Genomic DNA, 24,711 nt, shown 5'->3' with positions numbered 1-24,711 from the left:
GATCGAGCGTACTGCTCCGTGCGTCCCCGGAGACGGCCCTCAGCTCGCGAGGACCTTCGCCTTGGCCTGCTCGTACTCGGCGGCGGTGATGTCGCCGCGGTTCTTGAGGTCGGCGAGCTTGGACAGCTCCTCGGCATGGCTGGTCGGGGTCCCGGCGCTCTCGCGCACGTAGGAGCGGAAGGCCGCTTCGTGCTGCTGGGCCCGTTGCATCTCGCGCATGCCCATGCCGCGCCCGCGGGCGATCAGGTAGACGAACACGCCGAGGAAGGGCAGGAAGACGACGAACACGGTCCATCCGGTCTTGCCCCAGCCGCCCAGGTCATCGTCGCGGAAGATGTCCCCGATGATCCGGAAGAGCAGCATGAACCACAGGATCCAGATGAAGATGATCAGGGTGCTCCAGAACACGCCCAGCACCGGATAGTCGTAGGCCAGGTACAGCGTCGCGCCGTTCATGCGGTTCTCCCGTCGATCGTGGTGCCCGCACCGGGGCTGCTCCAAGAATGTGGCGCCGGGCGGGGCCGCCGCCTCACCCCACGGGGGTGAAGCCCGGGGCGTCCGGCGGGCGGGGCCGGGACACCGCTGCCGAGGGCGCCGCGGGCCTCGCATCACCCCAGCCAGGTGACCCGACTGGTGATCACCACCGATCCCGGCTTCAGTGGAGGGCGTGGGACGATCACAGGCCGTACCTCCGGTTCCAGGGATCCCGGCGACGACCGGTGACCCCATGCTCACGGTCAGGTTCACCGTGCCGGCCGTGCCGAAGCACCTCGTCCACCGGAGCGGACTGCTCAAGCGCCTGACGGCCGGGGTGGAGGGGCCCCTCACCCTCGTCAACGGCCCGGCCGGCTCCGGCAAGACCGTCCTCGCCGCACACTGGGTCGCCGAGGGCACGGCCCCCGGCCCCACCGCATGGCTGACCGTGGAGCCGGGCGACGCTCCCGGCGCCTTCTGGGCGTACGTCCTGGAGGCCCTCGACCACAGCGGGGCCGTGCTGCCCGCCGAAGTCGGCCGGCCCACCCGCGCCGAGGGGGTCACCCGCTCGTTCCTGGTACGCCTGGCGGAGGCGCTGGCCGGGTCCGACCGGCCCGCCGTCCTCGTCCTCGACCAGTTCGACACGGCCGAGGCACCCGACGTCACCGAGGGCCTGGACTTCGTACTGCGGCACGCCGCCGAAGGCCTGCGCATCGTCCTCACCAGCCGGACCGACCCCCTGCTGCCCCTGCACCGCTACCGCGCGGCGGGCGAGATAGCGGAGATACGGTACGAGGACCTCAGGTTCACCGACGAGGACGCCGAGGCCCTGCTGCGCGAACACGGGCTGGCGGTCTCGGACGCCGGGATCGGGCTGCTGATGGAACGGACCGAGGGCTGGGCGGCGGGAGTGCGCCTGTGCGCGCTCGCGATGCAGAACAGCGCCGACCCCGAGGCGTTCCTGCGCCAGTTCGCCGCGGACCGCACCACCATCGCCGACTACCTCCTGCGCGAGGTGCTCGACGCCCAGCCGGGGCCCGCACAGGACCTGTTGCTGCGCGCCTGCGTCACGGACCGCATCCACCCCGACCTCGCGGACACGCTGACCGGCCGGGACGACGCCGCCCGGACCCTCGCCGGACTGGCCCGCGACAACGCCTTCCTGCAACAGACCGAGACCTCCGCCTGGTACCGGCTGCACCCCCTGTTCGCCGAGGTCCTCCGCGCTCACCTGAGGGAACGCCGGCCGGGCCTCGAACCCCGGCTGCGCGGGCGGGCGGCGCGCTGGTTCGCCCGGACCGGGCGCCTCCCGGAGGCCGTGGCCCAGGCCGCGGCCTGCGGGGACTGGCAGTTCGCGTCGGGGCAGCTCGTCGACAACCTGGCGATCGGACGGCTCTTCACCGGTCTGGAGGCCGACCAGCTGGGCCGGGCCTTCGCCGAGATGCCGGCCGGTACGCCGGGCGCGGCGCCCGCACTGGTCGCGGCGGCCTGCCGCCTCCCCGACCAGGACCTCTCCGGGTGCGAGGCGGGGCTGCGGCGCGCTGACGACTACCTCACCGACGAGTCGGGCCCGGAGGCCAGGCTCACCCGGGCCTTCGTCGGGGTGCTCGCGGGACGGCTCGCCGACGACGTGGCGGCCACCGAACGGGCGGCGGCCGACGCCGACCGGCTGCTCGGCGAGCTGCCCGGGCCACTGCTCGCCGAGCGCCCCGAGATCCGCGCCCTGATGCTGGCGGGCCTGGGCGCGGCCGAGCTCGGGGCGGGGCGCCTCGACCGCGCCGAGACCGTCCTCACCGCGGCCGTCGATGCCTGCGGGGCACCGGGGACGGAGTACCCGCTCTGCGACGCGCTCGGTTCGCTGGCCCTGGCCGAGCTGAGGGGCGGCCGGCTGCGGCAGGCGGCCGAGCACGCGCACGCCGCGCTCGCCGTCGCCGAGCAGTCCGCGCTGCCGCCCGAGCGGCGGACCGGCGTCGCCCACCTCGTCCTGGCGGGCGTCGCCACCGAGCACGACGACCTGGCGGCCGCCCGCGACCACCTGGACCTGGCGACGGCCGCGGCCGGCCCCAGGCCGGAGCGCGTGGCCGCGGTCGAGGCCGCCGTCATCGGGGCCCGGCTCGCGGCCTCCGAGGGCGACGGGCGCGCCGCCATCGGGGTCCTGCACGCGGCGGGCACGGCCGGGGCCCCGCCGCGACCGCAGGTGTGGGCGCTCGCGGAGCTGGCCGCGGCCGAGTCGGCCGTCCACCTGGCCCACGGCGACGCCGCCGCCGCACTCGCCGCCCTGGACGGCGTCGACGCCGCGGCCGCCGGCCGGCCCGAACACGCGGTGGCCCGCGCCCGGGCGCTGCTCGCGGCCGGACGGGCCGACCAGGCCGCGGAGGCGCTGGCGGAGCTCCCGGCGGACGACGGCCTCAGCGCCCCGGTACGGGCCCGGGCCTGCCTGCTCCGCGCGGAGGCCGCCGCCGCGGACGGGGTGGACCAGGAGGCGCGACGGCGGCTGGCCGAGGCGCTGGGGCTCGCCCGGCCCGAGGAACTGCGTCGGATCTTCGCCGAGAGCGGCCCCTGGGTGCGCCGCGCCCTGCGCCAGGACCCGGAGCCGGCACGGGTCCACGGCTGGCTGCTCTCGCGGAGCCCGGCGCCCGCGGGCGCGTCCCCGGCCGCAGGACAGCCGCTCCTGCTGGAGCCGCTGAGCCCGCGGGAGACCGAGGTGCTGCGGCAGGCCGCCCGGATGCTGTCGACGGCGGAGATCGCGGCCGAGCTGTTCGTGTCGGCCAACACCGTCAAGACCCACCTCAAGAGCGTCTACCGCAAGCTCTCCGTCACCCGCCGCAGCGAGGCCGTCCACCGCGCCCAGGACCTCGGCCTGCTCTGAGGCTTCTCGCCCGCACCGGGGGATGCCGGGCCGCTCCGCGCAGGCACAGGATGGCAGGTGAGGCCGCTGGAGCCGGGTGTCAGCCGTTCGAGAGAAGTGGGTGTGCCCCATGCGCTACGAATTCCGCATCTCGGGCGTGGTGCCGGAGACACTCGCCGCGAACTTCCCCGAGCTCGACAGGATCCCCGTCCGGGAACAGACGCTGTTCCTCGGCACCGTCTCGGACGAGGCCCACCTGTACGGGCTCCTCACCCGCTTCCGGTCACTGGGTCTGCGGGTGCTCGAAATGCGCCAGCTGCCCGTCTGAGCCGAAGACCACCCGCTTCGGGTGATCACCCGGAGCGGTCCGTCGGGCGACCGTTGACAGCAGAAGAACGGTCCGGCGCACTACCGCCAACTGTGAGGTGAGTTCCATGGGTCAGCCGACTCCGACCGGGGGGAACTGGAACACCGGCCCTGCGCCGGGCAGCACGCCGCTGTACAGCGGAGATCCGGGCGACGGCGCCGGGAGGGGAGGCACGGTATTCGCCGCGGTCCTCCTCCTGGTGACCGGCTGCCTCGGGATCCTGCAAGGCATCGGGGCCATCGCCAATGACGACGTGTACGCGCGCATCGGCAACTACGTCTTCGAATTCGACCTGACGGCATGGGGATGGATCCACCTGATCATCGGAATCCTCCTCGTCCTCACCGGACTGGGCCTGTTCGCGGGATCGAACGTCGCCCGCGGCGCGGGCATCGGCCTCGCGGGCCTGAGCGTCATCGCCAACTTCATGTGGCTCCCGTACCAGCCCTGGTGGTCGATCATCCTCATCGCGATCGACGTGTTCATCATCTGGGCCCTGTGCACGAGCTGGACGCACGAGACCGAGTGACGATCCGTCCGCGGCGCGTCGGCGGTCCGGCCCACAGGGGTCGGACCGCCGAAGCGTCGCGTCCCGGTGCTCAGCGCGTGTCGAGTACGTCGGCGACCGCGCGCCGCGGCGTCACCGGGCCCTCCGGGCCGTAACCGAGCCGGATCACCATCTGGACGTGGCTCATCCCCGCCAGCGGGTCGCGCACCGTCGGACGGAGTTCGGGCCACTCCAACGGCTGCGAGGTCATGGAGGTGACCAGACCGTCCGAGGTGGCCTGGAGCAGCACCCGCTGCATCGCCTGACCCGCCAGCAGCCAGTCCGCGGGCGTGTCGCCCGCCGTGCCCAGCAGCGCGATGTGCGGCCGGCGCTCGAAGACCGCCCACCCCCGGTGGGGCAGGGGGCGCGAGCGGCCGAAGTCGCGGACGCCGGCTCCCGGCCCGGACCGCACGGGACCGAACGCCTCGGCCGGGATCCCGTCCGGCCGGGCCTCGTCGCCCGGCGCACCCGTACGCGTCCACGCCGTGGTCTCCGCGCTCAGCGCGGGATCCGTGTCCTCGCGGTGCTCGGCATCGTGGACCAGGCCCAGCAGCGTCTCGGTGTGCCAGGCGTCCGGCACGGCCAGGCGGCACCCCTCCAGGAGCGCGGCGCCCCGCAGGGCGTCGAGCAGCGGCTCCGCGACGTCCTCCTCGGTGAAGGGGAAGCGGCTGGTGTGCCGACGCCGCAGAGCGGGGTGCAGCGGGGCGAGGTCGGCGTCCGCGGACGTCGGCGACCGCAGGGCCACGGAGGCGAGGAACCACGGATCCCCGCTGTCCGGCAGCAGCTCCACCACGGGGCCCCAGCCCGCGTGGACGGCGGACACGCGCAGGTTGAACAGTGCGGCGGCGCAGCTCAGGTGGAGGGCCCTGTGGTCCGGGTCGGCCTGCGGCATGGTCCGTTCCGGATCCCCGTACAGCTCGATGACGCCGGTGTCCGGCCGGAAGACGAACCTCCAGGGCTGGGCGTTGTGCATGGACGGCGCCGTGATCGCGTCCTCGACGAGGGCGACGGCGGCCGGGGCGTCCAGGAGCGGAGCGGTCATGGGATTCACCTTTCACCTGCGTGCGCGATGCCCTCGGCGACTTCACCACTTCTCGTGCCAATTGTCTCAGGCGGGGACCATTCGGCCGGGACGACCGGCCCGCGTCGTGGCATGCCGGGGCGCTCCGGGACACGCCGCCGCCCGTCGTTGCCCGAGGGGCCGGACCGGTGTGCCGTACGGTGACCGGGCCCGGCTCGCCCGGAGCCGGCCTGGAGGCGAGGCATGGCCATGGGACGGACCGAGGGCTCCGGGCCGACGGCTCCCGCGCACCGCGCGGGCCCGGCCCGCCGGCAGGTGCTCGGGCTCGCGGCCGGCCTCGTCGTATCGGCACCACTGACCGCGGCCGCCGCGCCGGCGCCCGTAGCGGAGGCCGTGCCCCCGCCTTTCGACGTGGCGGCCGAGAACGGGCGCCCCGGCGACCCGGACTGGAGGATCACCCACGTCGGCAAGGCCCGCGCGATCGAGGGCTACGCCGACCGCACCTCCGTCCTCCCGGGCGAGCCCCTCGGCCTGAGGGTGTCGACGAAGGCGCCCTCCTACACCGTCTCCGCCTACCGCATGGGCTGGTACGGCGGTGCCCGCGCCCGCCTGGTGTGGCGCTCGCCCACGCTGCCCGGGGTGCTCCAGCCCGCCGGGCGGGTCGATCCGGCCACGAGGAGCGCCCGAGCCGAATGGCGGCGGACCACCTGGGCCGACACCACCGGCTGGCCGGAGGGGAACTACCTGCTGCGACTGGACACCGCCGACGGCGAGCGGGCGCAGCGCTACGTCCCCGTCACCGTGCGCTCCGCCTCGGCCGCCGGCCGGATGCTCTTCGTCAATGCCGTCGGCACCTGGCAGGCGTACAACCGCTGGGGCGGCGCCGACCTGTACACGGGCGCCACCGGCACGTCGGGCTCGCGCTCCCTCGCGGTCACCTTCGACCGGCCCTACACGAACGCCCGGGGCGCGGGCCAGTTCCTCACCTACGAGGCACCGCTGCTCGCCCTGGCGGAGCGGATCGGGATGCCGCTCGCCTACGCCACCGGGATCGACGTGGCCCGGGACCGGGCACTGCTGCGGGGGGCCGTGGCCCTCGTCTCGCCCGGCCACGACGAGTACTGGAGCCCCGAGCAGCGCGCGAACGTGACCGAGGCCCGGGACGCGGGCACGAACCTGGCCGTGTTCGGGGCGAACTGCTGCTACCGGCGCGTCCGCCTCCAGGAATCCGTCGTGGGAGCCGACCGGACCGTCGTCTGCTACAAGGACGACTACGCCCTGGACCCCGGGTACCGGCGCGGCCTGCCGCCCACGAACGACTACCGGCGCCGGCCGTCCCCCGAGCCCGAGAGCAGCCTGCTGGGCGTCATCTACGACGGCTATCCGGTCGACGCGCCCCTCGTGGTGACCCGGCCCGAGCACTGGCTGTTCGCGGGCACCGGGGCGGCCGCGGGGGAGTCCTTCCGCCACCTCGTCGGCGTCGAGTTCGACCGGATCGACCTGAGGTACCCCACGCCCCGGCCCGTCGAGATCCTGGCCCACTCGCCGGTCGTCCACAAAGGGCGGAACACGTACGCGGACACCGTCTACGCCTCGCTGCCCTCCGGCGCGGGCCTCTTCGCGACGGGCACGATGCGCTGGGTGGAATCCCTGGAGGCGGGTCAGGCCGGCGCCACGGTGAAGCACGGACTGGACGCCGGCACCGGAAGGTTCACGCGCGCCGTCACCGAGAACGTCCTGCGCGCCTTCGCCGCCGGCCCCGCGGGGAGCGGGCGACCCGCGCTGGACAACGTGTCCCTCCACTACGGTCCGGACGGTACCCCGACAAGACCAGCCTCCGGCGTGTAACCGGAACACCCTGCTCCGCAGTCGCTAGCGTCGGCCTCCGACCATCCGACCATCCGACCGGCGACACGTCGACGCGTCGGACCCGGCTTCCCTGGAGTGTCCGATGCTCCGTCTCGCCACCGCCCTGACCCTCCTCACCACGCTGGTCTCCGGTGCCGCCTGGGCCGGCCCGCCCGCCGCCGGTTCCGCCGCCGGCCGGGGGACGAACGTCCTCGTCGTCGGCATCGACAGCCGGGAAGGGCTGTCCAAAGCGGAGAAGGACCGGCTGCACGTGGGCGGCGCCGGGTGCAACTGCACCGACGTCATGATGCTGGTGCACCTGTCGCAGGACGGCCGCCGGGCGAGCGTGGTGTCCATCCCGCGCGACTCGTACGTCGAGTACGCCGACGGGACCGGTGTCCGCGGCAAGATCAACGGCGCGTTCAAACGGGGCGGCGGGCCCCTGACGGTCAAGACCGTCGAGAAGGTCACCGGCCTGCACGTCGACCACTACCTCGAAACCGGCTTCGCCGGCTTCGAGCAGGCGGTCAACGGCCTGGGCGGAGCGACCCTCTGCACCGACAAGCACCTCCGGGACGAGAACTCCGGACTCGACCTGACCCCCGGCATCCACAACGCCAGCGGCCGGATCGCGCTGCGCTACGTCCGCGCCCGGCACGTCGAACGCCCCGGCGATCTCGGCCGGGTCCGGCGCCAACAGCGCACGGTTTCGGACCTGCTGAGCCGCCTCACCGTCGAGGGCGCCCTCGCCGACCCGGTGGCGACCGCCGACACCGTACGGACCCTGCTCCGGTCCGTGCGCACCGACGAGGGCACGAGCGTCGCCGACCTGGTCCGCCTCGGCATGGCGGCGGGCAGGCTGAGTCCGGAACGGACCGAGTTCGCCACCGTCCCGATCAGGCTGTTCGACAACCGGGTGCCCGGTGTGGGATCCACCCTCGTCTGGGACGAGGAGCGCTCCCGCGCCCTGTGGGAGGCGCTGGCGCAGGACCGGCGGATCACGGGCGACACCCGGATCCAGCCCGTACCCGAGACCCCGGCGCGCACCAACCCCGCCGGCGTCAAGGTCCGTGTGGACGACGCCGGCGTGGCCACGGCCCTGCGGGCCGCCGGATTCGCCGTCACCGACACCTCGGCGTCGGCCCCCGCCCGACGCCCGGCGGGCCCCCCGGTGATCCGCTACGCCCCCGGGCTGGAGGACGACGCGGCGACGCTGGCCGCGGCACTGCCCGGGGCCCGGCGGCAGGTCGTCCCGGGCCACGACGCGTACTTCGACGTCGCCGTCGGCACCCGGTCCGTCGGCGTCAAGACCGTGACGTACGACCGGAACACCCTCGACGGCGCCCCGACCACCGGCGACCGGCTCGGTTGCCTGGGCTCCCGCGCCCGGCGGGCCGGGACGGGCCCGGTCGACGACTGAGCCGGCGCACCATCCGAGCCGGCGCGCCATCCGAGCCCGGCGCACCGTCGATTCCCGGCCTGATACACCCGATCGGACGCCATACTCCGGCCGGTCCTCGCGTTCCCCGCCGCCGGGCGGACAGCATGGGAGCGGCGGATCGGCGGCGCGGGACGGGACGAAGGAGCGGGCATGCGGGGCGGAACGGTGGCAGTGGTCGGCGGGTCCATCGCGGGCTGCGCGTTCGCCTCGGCGGCCGCGCGGGCCGGCGCGGAGCGCGTGGTGGTCTTCGAACGCACCGGCGGGCGGATGGCCGACCGCGGGGTGGGCCTGTGCGTCCACGACGAACGGGCCTCCGAACTCGCCGCGATGGGCACACTGCCCGCCGGGATCCCCACCCACCGGCTGACCCGCCGCCGGTGGGTGGTGCGGGACGGCTCGGGGTCGCCCGCCGGGAAGCTGTTCTGGGAACAGCCGTTCCCCTTCCACTCCTACCACTGGGGCCTGTTGTGGCGCGGGCTGCGCGAGGCGACGCCCGCCTCCGTCGTCTACCGGCAGGGCGTCACGGTGACCTCCGTCGCCCGGGACGGTGCCGGTGCCGGCGGGCGGGCCGAGTTGGTGCTCTCGGGCCCCGCCGACGCCACGGGAGACCTTGAACGGCACGACCTCGTCGTCGGCGCCGACGGGTACCGTTCGGTGGTCCGTGACGCGGTCTGCCCCGGCTCCCGGCCGCACTACGCCGGATACGTCTGCTGGCGCGGGAACTTCGACGCCCGACTGCTGGACGGACTCGGCGACGCCGACGTCTGGCCCTCAGACGCCGTGACCACCGTGTGCTTCCCCGGCGGCAGTTGCGTCGTCTACCGCATCCCCGGCCCGGACGGCACCCGCGTGAACTGGGTGCTCTACGCCGTGCCGCCGCGGTCCGGGAACCTGCGCCTCGACGACCCGACGAGCTTCCCCCCGGGCCGGCTGACCACCGAACTCGCGGACGGCCTCGCCGAGTTGCTCGCCCGGGAGTTCCCTCCGTACTGGGCCCGGCTGCTCGCGCTGACCCCGCCGGAGGACACCTTCGTCCAGCCGATCTACGACCTGGAGACCGCCCGGACCACCGCCGGACGCCTCCTCCTCGCCGGCGACGCCGCCACCGTCGTGCGGCCGCACAACACCAGCGGGGCGGCCAAGGCGCTGCAGGACGCGGCCGCCTTCGCATCCGCCTGGAGCGCCGCCGCCTCGTGGGACGAGCTGCTGCACGCCTACCAGGAGGCGCGGGGCGCGGCCGGGCGCGAACTGGTGGCGCTGGCCCGCCGCCTGGGCCGCGCCCAGGTCGAGCGGACCCCCGACTGGGCCGCGATGGGCCGCGGCGAGGCCGAAGCCTGGTGGCAGGGGCAGCTCGGGGGCGCCGCGGGGATCGGCGGCCAGGCCATGGCGCCGGCCCCCTGAGCGGTCAGTGCCGGGGGAGGTGGGTCTTGGCGTCCTCGTACGTGCCGTGGCCGGCCCCGGCCGTCGGGGAGTAGAACAGGTTCAGGACACCCGTCCGGAACGCCTCGCACGAGAGCAGCGTCATCGGGACGGTGGCCTCGCCCTCCTCGAAGAGCCGCAGGCCCTTGCGGACGGCGATCGGGTGCACCAGCAGGTTCAGTACGTCCAGCAGTCCCGCGGCCATCAGTTGACGGACCACGGAGACCGAGCCGCTGATCCAGACGCGATCGGTGCCCGGCTCGTTCTTCAGGGCCGTGACCGCCCCGGCCAGATCGCCCTCGACGCGCTCGGAGTTGCGCCAGCCCGGGTCGAGCGGCCGGTTCGACACGACGATCTTCCTCGCGTCGCCGAGGACCTTGGCGAAGGGGGCGTCCTCACCACCCGCGGCCTCCCGACCGGGCCAGGCCCCCGCGAAGCTCTCATAGGTCTTGCGGCCGAGGAGCAGCGTGTCGGCCGAGCCGAGGGTGGCGTCCACGGCCGCCCCCATCTCCTCGTTGAAGTACGGGAAGTGCCACTGGTCGGGCGCCTCCACGACGCCGTCGAGCGAGATGAAGAGCTGTGCCGCGATCTTCCGCATGCCGGCCGTCCTCCACAGGTGCCGTCGTGTTGTCGCCTGACGCCCCCAGTAGACGCTGCCGCCGATCGGACCGGACGGCGGCGCGCCCGGTCAGCCGATCGGCTGACGGGCCTCCGCGCGTACCTGAAGGGTGGTATCGGCCAGCTTGGCGAGGTCGACGGACTTGGGGGCCGGTTGCGGACCCTCCGGCCTGACGATGGCGACCACGGCCTGGGTGTTGCCGTCAGCCCAGGCGCACATGGGCATGGTGACCGTGGCACCGTCCTGCTTCGAAGTCAGGACCTGGCAGGACACGGTGATGCCCGAACCGGCGGGAGTGATGTCCCGGGCGGGGACCGCCAGGGTCGCGCCGTCGGCGTTCGCGGCGCCGTGCAGCATCTTCCTGCGGCTTGCCGCGGGGTCCTTCGACTGGCCGTACATTCCCGAAACGGCGAGGACCGTCAGCCCTTGCGGAGAGTCGGACGTGTACCGGCCGACAACGGCGTGGGGGTCGCGGAGCGTGGACGAATACGTGTCCTTCAGCCCTTCCTCGCCCTTCTGCGACAGGTCCTGGGCCAGTTCGAACTTGCCCCCCAACAGGGTCTTCGGCAGCGTGAGCCGGTATTCGGCCTTGGGGAAACCGGATCCGCTCGCCGTCGAGACCCGGTTCAACGCGAACCCGAGGACGCCGAGCACGACCAGCGAGCCGATGACGATCCCGACCACCAGGCCGGCGCGGTTCTTGCGCGGCGGCGGCCCCATCGGCGGCTGCCCCCAGGGGCCTTGGCCGGGGTAGGGCTGCTGCGGGAACGGCTGCGGCGGATAGGGCTGCGGCGGGTACTGCTGCGGGAACGGCTGCTGCGGGTACTGCCCTCCGCCGTACGGACTCGGGGGCTGCGGGGGCCCGTACGGGCCGGGGGGCTGTTGGGACGGCGGGGGCGTGCTCATGACCGAACGCTACTTCAGCCGGCAGCACACCCACCGCCCCGGCCGGCGGGCCCGCCGCCCCTTCGGGGCCCGCCGCCCCTTCGGGTCCGTCGTCCCGACGCCGCCGCCTCGGGTCCGCCGTCCCGGTTCCTCCGCCTCGGGGCTGCGGCCCGGGTCCGCCGACCCGGTTCCGCAGCCCCGTGAGCCTCAGCGGCCGGACAGGACCACGTTGCCCGTGATCGCGCCGTCCGTGCCGGACACCGTGACGGCGTGCCGGACGCCGTCCGGACCGACCACCACGGCCCGCCACGCGCTGCCGCCGCCCTCCTGGCCGACCACCCGGATGCCCTCGACCTTGCCGCCGGTCACGGCCGCCGCGGCCTTCTCCACCGCCTCGCCGATCGCAAGCGACGGCAGCGGCAGCGGCGCGGGAGCCGCCTTCTTCGGGCCCCCGGCACCGTGCTCCCCGGGCCCGCCGGGCAGCCATTCGCCGCGCTTGCCCATGCCCTCGTGCCGGCCGCCCTTGCCCATCCCCTCGGGACCGACCGCGTGCGGGCCCTGCGGACCGCCCTCGCGGACCTCGAACCGGACCGGGTGGCCGTCGCGGTGGTGGCCGGACACGGCCAGCGCCGTCAGCGCGGCCGTCCCGCCGCCCACGAGCACCACGGCCGCGCCGATCGCCGCCCAGCGGGCGCCCTTGCCGCGCGGAACGAGGCGTCCGGCACCGGCGGACTTCGCGGGTTCCGCGGCCGGCTGCTCGAACTGCGCCGTCTGCTCGGGCTCCGGGTGCGGCTGCTGCTCCGGCGGCGTGGGGAAAGACTCAGACATACGGGTGCTCCTCATGACCCCGGGCACTCCGCCCGGCTGCTCGCCCAGAGCATGCGCAAGGAAACCTGAAGCCCACCTGAAGCCTCCTGAAGACCCCTTCAGCCTGGCGCCCGCGCGGCCTGAGACCCTGGGCGCCATGCGCGTACTGGTGGTGGAAGACGAACGGCGGCTCGCCGTGGCCCTGCAGCGGGGGCTGCAAGCCGAGGGATTCACGGTGGACCTGGCCCACGACGGCCCGCAAGGGCTGTGGATGGCCACCGAGCACGATTACGACGTCGTCGTGCTCGACATCATGCTGCCCGGTCTCAACGGCTACCGGGTCTGCGCCCGGCTGCGCGCAGCCGGCGTCGAATCGGGCATCCTCATGCTCACCGCCAAGGACGGCGAGTACGACGAGGCGGAGGCCCTCGACACGGGCGCCGACGACTTCCTCTCGAAGCCGTTCTCCTACCTCGTCCTCGTCGCCCGCCTCCGGGCGCTCGGCCGGCGCACCGGCCGCCGCGGCCCGCAGACCATGCGCTTCGGGGACCTGCTCCTCGACCCCGCCCGTCACCTGTGCTCCCGCGGTGACACCCTGATCCGCCTGACGGCGCGCGAGTTCGCCGTGCTCGAATACCTCGCCCGGCGCCCCGGCGAGGTGATCCCGAAGCGGGAGATACTCGAACAGGTCTGGGACAGCGCCTTCGACGGCGACCCCAACGTCGTCGAGGTCCACATCAGCGCCGTGCGCCGCAAGATCGACGCTCCGTTCGGGCGGGCCGCGCTGGAGACCGTGCGCGGCGCCGGCTACCGGCTGGCGGCCGACGGTGGCTGAGCCCGCGGCCCCGCGCCGCCGCCTCCGCGGCCTCCACCGCCTGCGTCGGCTGCCCGGGCTGCGCCGCCTGTGGCCCGCGACCGTCCGCGCCCGGGCCACCGCGGGCGCCGTCGCCGTGGTCGCCCTGGCCCTGACGCTGGCCTCGTACGTCCTGCTCGGGCTGCTGGAGGCCAACCTGGTCCGCGGCGCCGAGGAGGACGCGCTCCGGCAGGCCCAGAGCGTGGCCCGGCTCGCGGCCGCCGGCAACCTCGACCGGGTGCGGCCGCTCGGCCACGGAGTCGACTTCGTCCAGGTCGTCGGAGCCGACGGCCGCGTCGTGCTGGCCACCCCCAACCTGGCCGGGGTACCGCCGATCGGCCCCGGCGAACCCCCGGTCCCCGGCAGGCGCGTGCGCGCCTGGAAGGGCCGCCCGCTCGGCGTCGAACACCGCCAGCAGGTCGTCCAGGTCACCACCGACACCGCCGACGGGATCATCACCGTCTACGCGGGCGCCTCCCTGCGCGACGTCGACGCCGCCGACGACACCACCACGGCCGCGCTCGCCTTCGGCGTGCCGCTGCTCCTGCTCACCGTCGGGCTCGTCACCTGGCGGGTCACCGGCCGCGCCCTCCGCCCGGTCGAGGCCATCCGCGCCGAGGTGGCCGCCATCACCGACCGGGACCTGCACCGCCGGGTCCCCGTACCGGACACCCGCGACGAGGTCGCCCGGCTCGCGCAGACCATGAACACCACCCTGGACCGGCTGGAGGCCTCGGGCGTCCGCCAGCGCCAGTTCATCGCCGACGCCTCGCACGAACTGCGCAGCCCCATCACCGTGCTGCGCACCCAGTTGGAAGTGGCCCTCGCGGTCCGGGACCCGGAGCTGTGGCCCGAGCTGATCGGCGGCGCGCTGGAGGACACCGAGCGCCTCCAGCAACTCGCCGCCGACCTGCTCCTGCTCGCCCGCATCGACGCGGCCCAGCCCGTGGCGGCCGTCCCGCTCGACCTGACCGCACTGGTCGGGGCCGCCGTCGACGCGCGCCTGGGGGACCGCGTCCCCGTACGGTCGGAGCCGGCGCCGCCGCTGATGGTGAGCGGCAGCGAACTGTGGCTCACCCGGGTGGTGACGAACCTGCTCGACAACGCCCAGCGCTTCGCGGACCGCGAGGTCCGGCTCGTCCTGCACGGCGGGGTGCACGGCGCCGTGCTGGAGGTCACCGACGACGGTCCCGGCATCCCGCCGGAGGACCGGGAACGGGTCTTCGAACGGTTCACCCGCCTCGACGACGCCCGCAGCCGCGACCACGGCGGCGCCGGCCTGGGCCTCGCCATCGCCCGCGACCTGACCGCGCATCACGGCGGCACGCTCACCGCCGAGGACTCCCCGCGCGGGGCCCGGTTCGTCGTCCGCCTGCCGCCGGCACCCACCCCGACCCCGACCCCGTCACCGGCATCGTCGGCGATCAGCGCTGGGACAGCTCCGAAGGGGCCTCCTGCACGATCCAGCCGTTCCCGTCCGGATCCGCGAACGTGAGGAACGAGTTCCAGGTGTCGCCCTTCCCGTCCTCCCACCCGGCGTCACCGATGTGCCGGACGGGCGACACGTCCACGCCCCGGGCCACCAGCTCGTCGCGGGCCGCCTCGATGTCCGTGACGCAGAGCTGGAGGCCGCGCAGGGTCCCCGGCTCCATCGGCTCCGTTCCGGGCATCGGCGGCATGCCCCGTTCCATCGTGATGGAGCACCGGGAGCCGGGCGGGGTCAGCTGGAGGATGCGCACCCCGGGCGCGACCTCGGCGTCCAGGTCGACCGTGAAGCCCACCTTGTCGGCGTAGAACTCCTTCGCCCGGTCCAGGTCGGTGACGGGCACCAGGACCACTTCGAGTGTCCAGTTCACGCAGAGCCTCCTCAGCTGCGCCGGCGGGTCCGGCCGGTCCCACCGTCGCCCACGAGGCCGCCCCGGCGCACGCCGAAAACGCGACTCCGCCCTAACGGACGACGAACTCCGCGCCCGGCGCGGCGTACTCCACGGGCCCCCGGTACCGCGCGGCGGCGCGCGACACCGCCCGCTCCGGAGTGAGGGAGGGCCCGACGTGCGTGACGACCAGCCGTCCGGCCCGGGCCGCGCGCGCCGTGTCGCCGGCGTCCTCGGGCGTGTGGTGCACCCGCTCGCCGACGGCCGGCGGCTCCGCGCTGTCGGCCTCGCACAGCAGTACGTCGCACCCCCGGGCCAGCTCGGTCAGCGCGGCGCAGGGGGCGGTGTCCCCCGAGTACACCAGGGACCCGTCCCCGGAGCCCCCGTCGCCGCCCTCGATCCGTACGGCGAAGGCGGGCATGCCGTGCTCCACGGACCGGCTGGTCAGCGTGAGCGCACCGACCCGTGCCCGGTGGCCGTCGTACAGCTCGTGGAAGGCGAACGCCGACTCGACGGGGCTGCGGGTCGCGGTGTTGGTGAGGAAGTCCGCCAGCCGGTCGGCGATGCCCGGCGGCCCGTACAGCGGGATCGGCGCGGGAAGCCGTACGTCCGCGTAGAGCGCGCCGTAGTAGGCGGTGAGGAGGTCGGCGGTGTGGTCCGCGTGCAGGTGCGAGATCCATATCGCGTCCAGCTCGTCGAGGCCCACGTACCGCCGCAGCCGCGCCAGGGTGCCGGTGCCCGCGTCCACCCACACCCGCGTGCCGCCCCCGGACACCAGGTAGCCGGAGCAGGGGTTGTCCACGTCGGGACAGGGCGTCGCGGATCCGAGAACCGTCACACGGAGAAGATCACTGGTCATCGGGGGAGTCTAGGAGTGCCCGGTCCGGGCGGGACGCGCGCGGAGGGCCGTCCGGAAATACGATGAGGGGCGGGCTGTTCGTAGATCGGAAGCAGAGGCGAATGGATTCACCTGCACCTCGGAGGGCTCCATGAGCCCGCGGCGGACACCGCGGGCGACCAGCGCCGAGCTGCTGAGCACCCTGCGGCGGCTCGCGGCGCAGACCCGGGAAGGGGTGGAGCACCAGCAGGCCCGCGTGGAGCTGGCCGAGGCGTTGCAGCGCGAGCTGCTGCCGTCCTCGCTGCCCGTCGTACCGGGACTGCGTGCCGCGGCCCGGTACGCGCCCGCCCGGCACGGCCTGGACATAGGCGGCGACTGGTACGACGGCTTCCGGCTGTCCGAGGGCGCCCTCGCCTTCTCCATCGGCGACGTGCAGGGCCACGACGTGGAGGCGGCGGCCTTCATGGGGCAGGTCCGCATCGGCCTGCGCGCCGTGGCCTCCGTGGTCGACGACCCCGGCGAAGTGTTGACCAGGGCGAACGAGGTGCTGCTCGCCATGGACCGGGAGCTGTTCGCCACCTGCACCCTGCTCCGCTTCGACCCGGAGACGTGGGAGATCGAAAGCGCCAGGGCCGGTCACGTGCCCGCGGTCTGGGCCACGGTCGACGGCCGGTGCGGGATCGCCGAGGACGCCGGAGGACCGCCGCTGGGCATGCTGCCGGGCGGCGGGTACGCGGTCACCCGCCGCCGGATCGCCGCCGCCGGGTCGATCGTCCTGCTCACCGACGGAGTGGTCGAAGGCCCGGCGTTCCCCCTCGACGAGGGGCTGGAGCGCGTGGTGCGCGTGGTCAGGGAAGGGGCGGGCACCGACCCCGAGGAGCTGGCGGCCGAGGTGATGAAGGTGGCCGATTCCACCGGGCACGCCGACGACGCCGCGGTGCTGGTCCTCAGCCATGACGGGCCGGAGCGGGCCGGGACCGCCGACCGGCCATGACGGGGCCCTGACCCCCGATCGCGCGTGTCACGGTCCGCCCGGGCCCGGCGACTGTTGTCTGATGCTGTGGTGCGCATCGAGCCATGGCGACGTTTCCCCGCGGTCATCCTGCCGATCCTCGCCGTAGCCGTCGTCTACTACGCGAGCGCCCGCCTCGGCCTGCGGCATCGCGTGGTCGTCGAGGGAGCGATCGTCACGCCCCTGTGGCCCCCCACCGGGGTCGCCGTCGCCTGCCTGCTGTGGCTGGGCGTCCGGATCTGGCCGGGGATCGCGCTCGGCACGTTCCTCGCGATCCAGCAGATCACCGCTTTCGACGCGCCCGGCCTGGGCATCGTCGCCGGGAACACCCTCGCCCCGTTGTGCGCGTACCTGCTGCTCCGCCGGGTCGGCTTCCGCACCGAGCTGGACCGGCTGCGCGACGGGCTGGCACTGGTCTTCCTGGGCGGCCTCGTCCCCATGCTGATCAGCGCGAGCGCCGGGACCGGGACGCTGTTGGTGACCGGGGACCTGCCGGCCGCCGACTTCTGGCCGACGTGGTGGGCCTGGTGGGCGGGGGACGCCATGGGGGTGCTCATCGTCACCCCGGTGCTGCTCGTCCTGCCCACGCTCAGGTGGCCCGCCGACGTCCTGCGCGTCGCGGAGGCGGTGACGCTGCTGGCGGCGGCGGTCGGCGTCACCCTCCTGGTCACCCAGACCACGCTGTCCCTGCTGTTCCTGGTGTTCCCGCTGCTCATCTGGGCGGCGGTACGTTTCCAGCTGGCCGGGAGCGCGCCGTGCGCCCTGATCATCTCGGTCGTGGCGATCTCGGCCGCCATCGACCGGGAGGGGCCGTTCGCCGGCCGCACCCTCTTCGAGATCATGGTCAACCTCCAGGCCCTCAACGGGGCCGCGGCCCTGACGGGCCTGCTGCTGTCGGCGCTCGTCGCCGAGCAGAACAACGTCCGCCTGAAGATCGAACAGGTCTGTGAGGACCTCGCCGAACTCGTGGACCAGCTCAGTCGTGGGAAACCCGATCGGTGACGGGCGCGCTCGTGAAGACCCCCGCGCGGGCCGCCGCGACGGCGGCCCGCGCCGCCCGTTCCGCCGTGGCCTCGTCCAACGGTGCTCCGGAGGTCAGGAAGCAGTAGTAGAGGGGGGCCGACACCGCGCGGACGACCTCGGCGGCGTCGGTGCCCTCCGGGAGCTCGCCCCGCTCGACGGCCTCCCGTACGCACGGCGCCCACTCGGCGACGCGGACCTCGTAGAAGCGGTGCAGCGCCTCCGCGGTCTTCGCGTCGCTCGTGGCGGCGGCGATCACGGCCTTGAACAGCGCCCCCTGGCGGGGGTCGGTGAGCGTGCGTCGCACGAGGGCGGCGTTCGCGCGCAGGTCCTCCAGCAGCGAGCCGGTCTCGGCGCGCGGCAGGGACTGTTCGGCCATGTCCGCCAGCAGGTCCGCGACCAGGCCGGTGACCGTTCCCCAGCGGCGGTACACGGTGGTCTTGCCCACCTCGGCGCGGCGGGCGATCTCCGCCAGGTCCAGTCCGTGGAAGCCCTGCTCGGCGAGGGTGTCCCCGGCCGCCTCCAGTACCGCGGCCCGGACCCGGGCCGTACGGCCCCCGGGGCGCACGCTGCCCGGCTCGGCTTCCCCACTGGCTGTCATAACGGGTCTCCGGTTCCATTAGTGTCGATCTCCTGCTACGTTGAGATCACCTTAACGGGTCCAAGGTTCCATTACCGCTCGCTGGAGGGATCCACCATGGAATACAGGCAGCTCGGTACGTCCGGCCTCGAAGTCCCCGCCCTCAGCTTCGGCGCCGGCACCTTCGGCGGCCGCGGGCCGCTGTTCGGCGCCTGGGGCACCACGGACGCGCGGGAGGCGCGCCGGCTCGTGGACATCTGCCTGGAGGCGGGCATCACCATGTTCGACACCGCCGACGTGTACTCGGCGGGCGCCTCGGAGGAGGTCCTGGGGCAGGCGATCAAGGGCCGCCGGGACCAGGTGCTGCTGTCCACCAAGGCGGGCCTGCCGACGGGCGACGGACCGGACGACGCCGGCACCTCCGGCCCCCGCCTGATCAGGGCGACGGAGGACGCCCTGCGCCGGCTCGGCACCGACCGCATCGACCTCTTCCAACTGCACGCCTTCGACGCCGCCACCCCCGTCGAGGAGGTCCTGTCCACGCTGGACGGCCTCGTCCGGTCCGGGAAGATCCGTCACGTCGGCGTCTCCAACTTCGCGGGCTGGCAGCTGATGAAGTCCCTGGCCGCCGCCGAGGAGCACGGCTTCCCGCGCTACGCGGCCCACCAGGTCTACTACTCCCTCATCGGCCGCGACTACGAATGGGAGCTGATGCCCCTCGGCCGCGACCAGGGGGTCGGCGCCCTGGTCTGGAGTCCCCTCGGCTGGGGCCGCCTGACGGGCAAGGTGCGCCGGGGCAGGCCGCTGCCCGCGGGGAGCCGCCTGCACGAGACGGCCGACTACGGCCCGCCCGTCGAGGACGGCCACCTCCACGACGTGGTCGACGCCCTCGACGAGGTCGCGCGGGAGACGGGTCGGAGCATCCCCCAGGTGGCCATCAACTGGCTGCTGGGACGCCCCACGGTGGCCTCCGTCATCATCGGCGCCCGCGACGAGGCCCAGCTGCGCCAGAACATCGGCGCGACCGGCTGGACCCTGTCACCCGAGCAGACTGCCCGCCTCGACGCCGCGAGCCACCGGCCGGCCCCGTACCCGTACTTCCCGTACGAACGCCAGGAGGCCTTCGCCCGCCTCAACCCCCCGCTGATCCCGCGGGCGGCGGAGGCGTCGTAGCCCTCGGGGCGGGTTACCGCGACCCGTCCAGGGCGTACGTGAACGTGTACGCGACGGACTGCTCGCCGTGGCGGTGGTCGAAGCCGCCCGAGCCCGACAGGCCCGTCAGGGCGCCGGTGCCCGAGCCCGGGACCACCTCGAAGCGGCAGCGGGTGCCCGAGGAGTCGAAATCGCCCCGCTCCTCCAGGAGGAACGTCCCCGCGCGGCCGTCGACCGTGCCCGACAGGAGCTCCATGCCGGTGTAGGTGCCGGACGTCTCCCCGGTGTACGCGATCGTGTACGAGCAGCTGGTCCCGGGCGCCTCGATCGCGCCGGAGAAGGAGTTGGTCACCGTGGCGCGGGCGAGCCGCGGCGCGGTGGCGGACTCGTCCCCGACGGGCTGTTCCTCCCAATCGGCGAAGGTGAAGCGGCCGCCGGTCTGCGTGGGCGTGGGTGCGGTCATGGTGGTCCTCCTGGCACGGTGCGTCCTCGGCCGGAGGGCGGTCGGTGCCCCCGGCGTGGGAACAGCCTGTCCGGGGTACCTGACACCTTCTGTCAGGTACCCCGGACAATGGCACGCATGCGCGCAGACCGGCTCCTCTCCCTGCTCCTGCTCCTCCAGAACCGCGGCCGGATGACCGCCCCCGAACTCGCCGCCGAACTGGAGGTGTCGGTCCGTACCGTCTACCGGGACATCGACGCCCTCGGCGCCTCCGGCGTCCCCGTGCACGCCGACCGGGGCCCGGCCGGCGGGTACCGGCTGATGGACGGCTACCGCACCCGGCTCACCGGCCTCACCGACGCCCAGGCCGGCTCCCTCTTCCTCGCCGGCGTGCCCGGCCCCGCCCGGGAACTCGGCCTCGGCGCCGACCTGGCCGCCGCCCAGCTGAAGCTCCAGGCGTCCCTCCCCGCCGAACTGGCCTCCCGGGCCCGGCGGATCCAGGCCCGCTTCCACCTGGACGCCCCGGCCTGGTTCCGCGACGCCGACCCCGTGCCGCACCTCGCGCGGATCGCCCAGGCGGTGTGGGACCAGCGGATCCTGCGCACGCACTACCGCCGCTGGGGCGGCGAGGTCCACCGCGAGCTGAGCCCGCTCGGCCTCGTCGTGAAGGGCGGCATCTGGTACCTGGTGGCCCGGGCGGGCGAGGGGGCGGTGCGGACCTACCGCGTGGGCCGGTTCCTGGCCGTGGAGACCCTGGAGGCCGGCTTCGAACGGCCCGCGGGCTTCGACCTCGCCGCGTACTGGCAGGAGAGCTCACGCCGCCTGGAGAGCTCGCTGCTGCGGCAGACCGCCGTCCTGCGCCTCTCCCCGCGCGCCCGGAAACTGCTGCCCATGCACTTCGGCTCGGCGGGCGTGCGCGCCCTCGCGGACGCGGAGGCGGCGGGCCCGGACGCCGTCGACGCTGAGGGCTGGCTCCACGTCCGACTCCCCGTGGAGACGCACGCCGTCGCGGTCGGGGACCTGCTGCGCCTCGGCCCCGAAGCCGAGGTCCTCGGCCCGCCCGAACTCCGCCACGCGGTCGCCGAGGCGGTGGCCGTCCTGGCCGGACGTTACGGCCGTGACGAAGCGTCCCCGGGTGCGTAGACGAATCCGTTCAAGGGCGAAAGGACCTTCCAGCCGAGCGTTTCGTACAGCGCCCGGCCCTGGACGGTCGCGCCCAGGATGCCGACGGACGCCCCGCTCCCGACGGCCGCGCCGGTGAGCGCGGCCATCACCACCGTCCCGAGGCCACGGCGCTGGTGGGCCGGTTCGGTGACGATCTGGTCGAAGACGCAGGCGCTGCCGGCCAGACCGGTCCGCCCGCACGCGGCGAGTTCCCCGTCCGCGCCGCTCAGGACGCGCACGTGGGTGACGCCCCCGACGGTCTCGACGGTGACCTCGTACCCCTCCGGGGCCCGCACGCGCGACGGTCGCAGATCGACGGCCATCAGGAAGCAGGGGTCGACCGGCTCCCACGCGGACGAGAACCACGGATCCATCTCGGCCGCCGGGAGGAACGCCTTGACGCACGTGGTGGGTTCGGTGATCGTGCCGATGAGCGCCCGGGCGGTGGCGGCATCGGCGTCGAGCAGGACGTGACGGACCGTCTCGGTCGGCCGTCCCGTCTCGACCCGCAGGCCCCAGGGCACGTCCACCGGCGCGGGCATCCCCCGGGCCACGGCCCAGCCCTCGACCCACCACCGTTCGGTCTCCAAAATCCAGCCCCCCTCGACTCGCGTGCGCCCTACTGTGGCGCGGTGACGACTCGGATGATCATTCTCAACGGTGGTTCCAGCTCCGGCAAGTCCGGCATCGTGCGCTGCCTCCAGGCCGAACTGCCCGATCCATGGCTGGCGTTCGGGTGCGACTCGTTCGTCGACGCGCTGCCCGCGCGGATGCGGGCGTCGGACGACGGGATCACCTTCGACGCGGACGGCGGGGTGAGCGTCGGCGGGGAGTTCCGGGCGCTGGAGGAGGCGTGGACGGAGGGCGTCGTCGCGATGGCCCGGGCCGGAGCCAGGATCGTCATCGACGACGTCTTCCTCGGCCGGGCGGCCTCCCAGGAGCGTTGGCGGAAGGCCCTCGGGGACCTGGAAGTGCTCTGGGTGGGCGTCAGGTGCGAGAGCGCCGTCGCAGAGGGCCGCGAGATCGCCCGGGGAGACCGGGTACGCGGGATGGCCGCGGCGCAGGCGGACCTGGTCCACGAGGGCGTCGCCTACGACGTGGAGGTGGACACGACGCACACCGAGTCGCTGCTCTGCGCCCGCGCCATCGCCGCCCACCTCCGCTGACCGGACGGTTCAGGAGATGGCGTACCACTGGCTGGCCCAGCCCGTGTTGATGGTGCTCGTGGACTGTTCCGCGAGGTTCACCGTGCGCGGCAGCGAGGTCTGGCCGGTCAGGACCGTGCTGTAGCGGAGCTGCGGGGGCGCCAGGCCCGCGTTGACCGAGATGCCCGCGCCCGTGGCCTTGAGGGTGAGCACGTTCGTGGCCCAATTGCCGTTGAGCAGCAAGGCGATGAAGTAGGTCCCGGGGGCGGCCGTGAACGGCTTGGAAAGGGCGAAGGGCTTGGCGATCGCGTCGGTCATCAGCTGCGGCGAGATGTCCTCGGTGGTCCCGACCAGTGTGCCGCCGGCGTCGTACACACCGAGGTGGCAGTTGGCGAGCTGGGCGTTCGGGTCGATGCCGGCCAGCCCGAGCCAGATGTTCGACCAGGTGATCTGCTCGCGCAGGACGATCCGTACCAGGGTGACCCGCCCGCCCACCCCCGCCGCCGACTGGGCGGTGACGTGCCCCGCGTCATTGGGGTCGCCCGTCCAGGCGAGGAGGTTCTGGTCCTGGGGCCGGGGCCCCTCGAAGGCGCCGCCCGGAGCGGGCGCGGGTGCGGGCGCGTGCGCGGAAGCGGAGGCCGGGGTGGTCGCCGCCCCGTTCCGGCCCCCGCCCGGAGCGGTGCACCCGCCCAGGATCAGCATCGTTGCGAGCGCGGCAACGAGGCCGGTCGTGGCGGTGGTGGTGCGGGTGCGCATGGTCCCCCCATGAGGTGCGGTTGTGCCGACGGGACATCGTCACACGGGCCGCCGGCGTGATCGTCGCCGGGCGGATCCCGAAGAACCCGTGCCGGCACCGATGAGTTCCGACGACGGCGCCGGTCTACCTCCTGACGGCCGACGACCGAACACCGAGGAGACGCAGATGACCGAGACCAAGACCCACACCCTGGACGCCGCGGGCGCCGAGATCACCTACGACGTCCGCGACGCCGTGGCCGGCGGCCCCGCCGGGGAGCCCGCGCTGCTGCTGGTCGGCTCGCCGATGGACGCCGCCGGGTTCGCCACCCTCGGCTCGTACTTCACCGACCGCACGGTGGTCACCTACGACCCCCGGGGAGTGGGCCGCAGCCCCCGCACCGACGGCGCGCCCGAGAACACCGTCGAGGAGCACGCCGACGACCTGCGGCGCGTGATCGAGGCCCTCGGCACGGGACCGGTGGACGTGTTCGCGAGCAGCGGCGGCGCCGTGAACGCGCTGGCCCTGGTGGCGGGGCACGGGTCCCTTGTGCGCACCCTCGTCGCGCACGAGCCGCCCTCGGCGCAGGTGCTTCCGGACCGCGAGGTGGCGCTGGCGGTCTGCGCGGACATCCACGCGACGTACCTGCGCGAGGGGACGGGGCCCGCGATGGTCAAGTTCTTCTCCGTGGTCTCCCGCAAGGGGCCCTTCCCGGCGGACTGGGCCGACGAGCCGCTCGCGTCCCCCGCCGAGTTCGGACTGCCGACCGAGGACGACGGCAAGCGGGACGACGCGCTCCTGGGGCTGAACATGCGGACCTGCACCGGTTACCTGCCCGACTTCGGCGCGCTGCGGGCCGCGCCGACCCGCGTCGTCATCGCGGCGGGCGAGGAGTCGGAGGGCGAGTTCCCGGCCCGCGCCGCGGCGGAGATCGCCGCCTTGCTCGGCACCGGGCTGAGCGTGTTCCCCAGCCACCACGGGGGCTTCCTGGGCGGCGAGTACGGCCGGGAGGGCGCCCCCGAGGAGTTCGCACGGGCGCTGCGCGAGGCACTCCGTACCGGCGAATGACGCACCCGCCCGGCACCCCGGCACCCGCCCGGCGGGTGCCGGGCGGGCATCGGGCGGAACCGATCAGGATCGGAGAAGCCCTGCTCACGGGGGCCCGGCTAGCGTGAAGCACATGGACAACACGGACATCACCGTTCACTGGACCTTCCTCCCGCACACCGACCCCGAGGCTTCCCTGGCCTTCTACCGCGACATCCTCGGCTTCGAGGTCCGCAGCGACGTGGGACAGGGCGCGATGCGCTGGATCACGGTCGGCCCCGCCGGCCGGCCCGGTACGTCGATCGTGCTGGAGCCGCCGGCCGCCGACCCCGGCATCACCGAGGACGAGCGCCGCACCGTCGCCGAGATGATGGCCAAGGGCACCTACGCCCGCATCGTCCTCGGCACCGACGACCTCGACGGCACCTTCGAGCGGTTGAAGGCCGGTGGAGCGGAGTACGTGCAGGAGCCCATCGAGCAGCCCTACGGGGTCCGCGACTGCGCGTTCCGCGATCCCGCCGGCAACTTGATCCGGATCAACGAGGTGCGCCCGGCCTGAAGGTGATTGGATC

General features: G+C 74.2%; 26 protein-coding genes. 15 read left to right on the top strand and 11 right to left on the bottom strand.

Going from position 1 to position 24,711, the window contains the following annotated elements:
* Positions 1 to 39: 39 nt before the first annotated feature.
* A complete protein-coding gene (locus ACFYYJ_RS29760) occupies positions 40 to 456 on the bottom strand; it encodes an SHOCT domain-containing protein (protein WP_385122751.1) in 417 nt (138 codons plus the stop codon).
* Between the two features lie 271 nt (positions 457 to 727).
* On the opposite strand from ACFYYJ_RS29760, the gene ACFYYJ_RS29755 reads away from it, so the two are divergent.
* The 3 genes from ACFYYJ_RS29755 (at position 728) to ACFYYJ_RS29745 (ending at position 4,218) form a co-directional block, all read left to right on the top strand.
* Entirely contained in the window at positions 728 to 3,343 is a 2,616-nt protein-coding gene (locus ACFYYJ_RS29755) for a LuxR C-terminal-related transcriptional regulator (protein WP_389137048.1), read from the top strand.
* A 109-nt stretch (positions 3,344 to 3,452) separates the two neighbouring features.
* Entirely contained in the window at positions 3,453 to 3,650 is a 198-nt protein-coding gene (locus ACFYYJ_RS29750; RefSeq protein WP_385122756.1) for a hypothetical protein, read from the top strand.
* A gap of 106 nt (positions 3,651 to 3,756) precedes the next feature.
* A complete protein-coding gene (locus ACFYYJ_RS29745; protein ID WP_385122759.1) occupies positions 3,757 to 4,218 on the top strand; it encodes a hypothetical protein in 462 nt (153 codons plus the stop codon).
* 70 nt (positions 4,219 to 4,288) lie between these two features.
* Here ACFYYJ_RS29745 and ACFYYJ_RS29740 read toward each other — a convergent pair whose 3' ends face one another.
* The gene (locus ACFYYJ_RS29740) at positions 4,289 to 5,278 is read right to left on the bottom strand and encodes an Acg family FMN-binding oxidoreductase (protein ID WP_389137044.1); all 990 of its coding nucleotides are present in this window, start codon (positions 5,276 to 5,278) and stop codon (positions 4,289 to 4,291) included.
* A 222-nt stretch (positions 5,279 to 5,500) separates the two neighbouring features.
* Between ACFYYJ_RS29740 and ACFYYJ_RS29735 the strand changes: the two genes are divergently transcribed.
* From ACFYYJ_RS29735 to ACFYYJ_RS29725, 3 genes are all read left to right on the top strand, one after another.
* Entirely contained in the window at positions 5,501 to 7,105 is a 1,605-nt protein-coding gene (locus tag ACFYYJ_RS29735; protein WP_389137041.1) for a N,N-dimethylformamidase beta subunit family domain-containing protein, read from the top strand.
* A 103-nt stretch (positions 7,106 to 7,208) separates the two neighbouring features.
* Positions 7,209 to 8,525 carry an LCP family protein gene (locus ACFYYJ_RS29730; protein ID WP_389137038.1) on the top strand — a complete coding sequence of 439 codons (1,317 nt, stop codon included), beginning with the start codon at positions 7,209 to 7,211 and terminating at the stop codon, positions 8,523 to 8,525.
* A gap of 171 nt (positions 8,526 to 8,696) precedes the next feature.
* Positions 8,697 to 9,947, top strand: coding sequence for an FAD-dependent monooxygenase (locus ACFYYJ_RS29725; protein ID WP_389137035.1), 1,251 nt, complete (start codon positions 8,697 to 8,699; stop codon positions 9,945 to 9,947).
* 4 nt (positions 9,948 to 9,951) lie between these two features.
* Here the strand turns inward: ACFYYJ_RS29725 and ACFYYJ_RS29720 are convergent, their stop codons facing one another.
* The 3 genes from ACFYYJ_RS29720 to ACFYYJ_RS29710 form a co-directional block, all read right to left on the bottom strand.
* The gene (locus ACFYYJ_RS29720) at positions 9,952 to 10,563 is read right to left on the bottom strand and encodes a dihydrofolate reductase family protein (RefSeq protein ID WP_389137032.1); all 612 of its coding nucleotides are present in this window, start codon (positions 10,561 to 10,563) and stop codon (positions 9,952 to 9,954) included.
* A 90-nt stretch (positions 10,564 to 10,653) separates the two neighbouring features.
* The gene (locus ACFYYJ_RS29715) at positions 10,654 to 11,490 is read right to left on the bottom strand and encodes a hypothetical protein (protein ID WP_389137030.1); all 837 of its coding nucleotides are present in this window, start codon (positions 11,488 to 11,490) and stop codon (positions 10,654 to 10,656) included.
* A 186-nt stretch (positions 11,491 to 11,676) separates the two neighbouring features.
* Positions 11,677 to 12,297: a hypothetical protein gene (locus ACFYYJ_RS29710; protein WP_389137027.1), complete on the bottom strand. Its 621-nt coding sequence runs from the start codon at positions 12,295 to 12,297 to the stop codon at positions 11,677 to 11,679.
* A 136-nt stretch (positions 12,298 to 12,433) separates the two neighbouring features.
* On the opposite strand from ACFYYJ_RS29710, the gene ACFYYJ_RS29705 reads away from it, so the two are divergent.
* Both ACFYYJ_RS29705 and ACFYYJ_RS29700 read left to right on the top strand, forming a co-directional pair.
* On the top strand, positions 12,434 to 13,111 hold the full coding sequence (locus ACFYYJ_RS29705) for a response regulator transcription factor (RefSeq protein WP_385122782.1): 678 nt from the start codon (positions 12,434 to 12,436) through the stop codon (positions 13,109 to 13,111).
* A 58-nt stretch (positions 13,112 to 13,169) separates the two neighbouring features.
* On the top strand, positions 13,170 to 14,624 hold the full coding sequence (locus ACFYYJ_RS29700; protein ID WP_389137089.1) for a sensor histidine kinase: 1,455 nt from the start codon (positions 13,170 to 13,172) through the stop codon (positions 14,622 to 14,624).
* On the opposite strand, the gene ACFYYJ_RS29695 is transcribed toward ACFYYJ_RS29700, so the two are convergent.
* Positions 14,554 to 14,985, bottom strand: coding sequence for a VOC family protein (locus ACFYYJ_RS29695; RefSeq protein WP_385366495.1), 432 nt, complete (start codon positions 14,983 to 14,985; stop codon positions 14,554 to 14,556). The genes ACFYYJ_RS29700 and ACFYYJ_RS29695 overlap by 71 nt on opposite strands.
* A 91-nt stretch (positions 14,986 to 15,076) precedes the next feature.
* The gene (locus ACFYYJ_RS29690) at positions 15,077 to 15,862 is read right to left on the bottom strand and encodes an MBL fold metallo-hydrolase (protein WP_389137024.1); all 786 of its coding nucleotides are present in this window, start codon (positions 15,860 to 15,862) and stop codon (positions 15,077 to 15,079) included.
* A gap of 130 nt (positions 15,863 to 15,992) precedes the next feature.
* On the opposite strand from ACFYYJ_RS29690, the gene ACFYYJ_RS29685 reads away from it, so the two are divergent.
* Positions 15,993 to 16,835, top strand: coding sequence for a PP2C family protein-serine/threonine phosphatase (locus ACFYYJ_RS29685; protein WP_385122790.1), 843 nt, complete (start codon positions 15,993 to 15,995; stop codon positions 16,833 to 16,835).
* A gap of 66 nt (positions 16,836 to 16,901) precedes the next feature.
* Positions 16,902 to 17,855, top strand: coding sequence for an MASE1 domain-containing protein (locus tag ACFYYJ_RS29680; RefSeq protein ID WP_385122793.1), 954 nt, complete (start codon positions 16,902 to 16,904; stop codon positions 17,853 to 17,855).
* Here ACFYYJ_RS29680 and ACFYYJ_RS29675 read toward each other — a convergent pair.
* On the bottom strand, positions 17,830 to 18,474 hold the full coding sequence (locus ACFYYJ_RS29675) for a TetR/AcrR family transcriptional regulator (protein ID WP_389137019.1): 645 nt from the start codon (positions 18,472 to 18,474) through the stop codon (positions 17,830 to 17,832). The two genes, ACFYYJ_RS29680 and ACFYYJ_RS29675, sit on opposite strands and share 26 nt — an antisense overlap.
* 96 nt (positions 18,475 to 18,570) lie before the next feature.
* On the opposite strand from ACFYYJ_RS29675, the gene ACFYYJ_RS29670 reads away from it, so the two are divergent.
* Positions 18,571 to 19,626 (top strand): aldo/keto reductase, encoded by a 1,056-nt coding sequence (locus tag ACFYYJ_RS29670; RefSeq protein WP_389137017.1) that lies wholly within the window; start codon positions 18,571 to 18,573, stop codon positions 19,624 to 19,626.
* Between the two features lie 13 nt (positions 19,627 to 19,639).
* Here the strand turns inward: ACFYYJ_RS29670 and ACFYYJ_RS29665 are convergent, their stop codons facing one another.
* The gene (locus tag ACFYYJ_RS29665) at positions 19,640 to 20,068 is read right to left on the bottom strand and encodes a DUF3224 domain-containing protein (protein WP_385365427.1); all 429 of its coding nucleotides are present in this window, start codon (positions 20,066 to 20,068) and stop codon (positions 19,640 to 19,642) included.
* Positions 20,069 to 20,185: 117 nt separating this feature from the next.
* Here ACFYYJ_RS29665 and ACFYYJ_RS29660 point away from each other — a divergent pair, with 117 nt between their 5' ends.
* On the top strand, positions 20,186 to 21,190 hold the full coding sequence (locus tag ACFYYJ_RS29660) for a helix-turn-helix transcriptional regulator (RefSeq protein WP_385122804.1): 1,005 nt from the start codon (positions 20,186 to 20,188) through the stop codon (positions 21,188 to 21,190).
* On the opposite strand, the gene ACFYYJ_RS29655 is transcribed toward ACFYYJ_RS29660, so the two are convergent.
* Complete coding sequence (locus ACFYYJ_RS29655) at positions 21,157 to 21,801, bottom strand: GNAT family N-acetyltransferase (protein ID WP_389137013.1); 645 nt, start codon at positions 21,799 to 21,801, stop codon at positions 21,157 to 21,159. The genes ACFYYJ_RS29660 and ACFYYJ_RS29655 overlap by 34 nt on opposite strands.
* Before the next feature lie 54 nt (positions 21,802 to 21,855).
* Here ACFYYJ_RS29655 and cpt point away from each other — a divergent pair, with 54 nt between their 5' ends.
* Positions 21,856 to 22,377 carry a chloramphenicol phosphotransferase CPT gene (gene cpt / locus ACFYYJ_RS29650; protein ID WP_385122809.1) on the top strand — a complete coding sequence of 174 codons (522 nt, stop codon included), beginning with the start codon at positions 21,856 to 21,858 and terminating at the stop codon, positions 22,375 to 22,377.
* A 9-nt stretch (positions 22,378 to 22,386) separates the two neighbouring features.
* Here the strand turns inward: cpt and ACFYYJ_RS29645 are convergent, their stop codons facing one another.
* A complete protein-coding gene (locus tag ACFYYJ_RS29645) occupies positions 22,387 to 23,112 on the bottom strand; it encodes a hypothetical protein (protein WP_385122812.1) in 726 nt (241 codons plus the stop codon).
* Between the two features lie 166 nt (positions 23,113 to 23,278).
* Here ACFYYJ_RS29645 and ACFYYJ_RS29640 point away from each other — a divergent pair, with 166 nt between their 5' ends.
* The gene (locus tag ACFYYJ_RS29640) at positions 23,279 to 24,160 is read left to right on the top strand and encodes an alpha/beta fold hydrolase (RefSeq protein WP_389137008.1); all 882 of its coding nucleotides are present in this window, start codon (positions 23,279 to 23,281) and stop codon (positions 24,158 to 24,160) included.
* Positions 24,161 to 24,272: 112 nt separating this feature from the next.
* Positions 24,273 to 24,698 carry a VOC family protein gene (locus ACFYYJ_RS29635; protein WP_385122818.1) on the top strand — a complete coding sequence of 142 codons (426 nt, stop codon included), beginning with the start codon at positions 24,273 to 24,275 and terminating at the stop codon, positions 24,696 to 24,698.
* Positions 24,699 to 24,711: the final 13 nt, after the last annotated feature.

This window comes from Streptomyces sp. NPDC002467, from assembly GCF_042889825.1.
In the GTDB taxonomy this organism is placed as follows: Bacteria; Actinomycetota; Actinomycetes; order Streptomycetales; family Streptomycetaceae; genus Streptomyces.
Note: the sequence above shows the minus strand (reverse complement) of the source record. Positions and strands in the feature narration are given on the sequence as shown.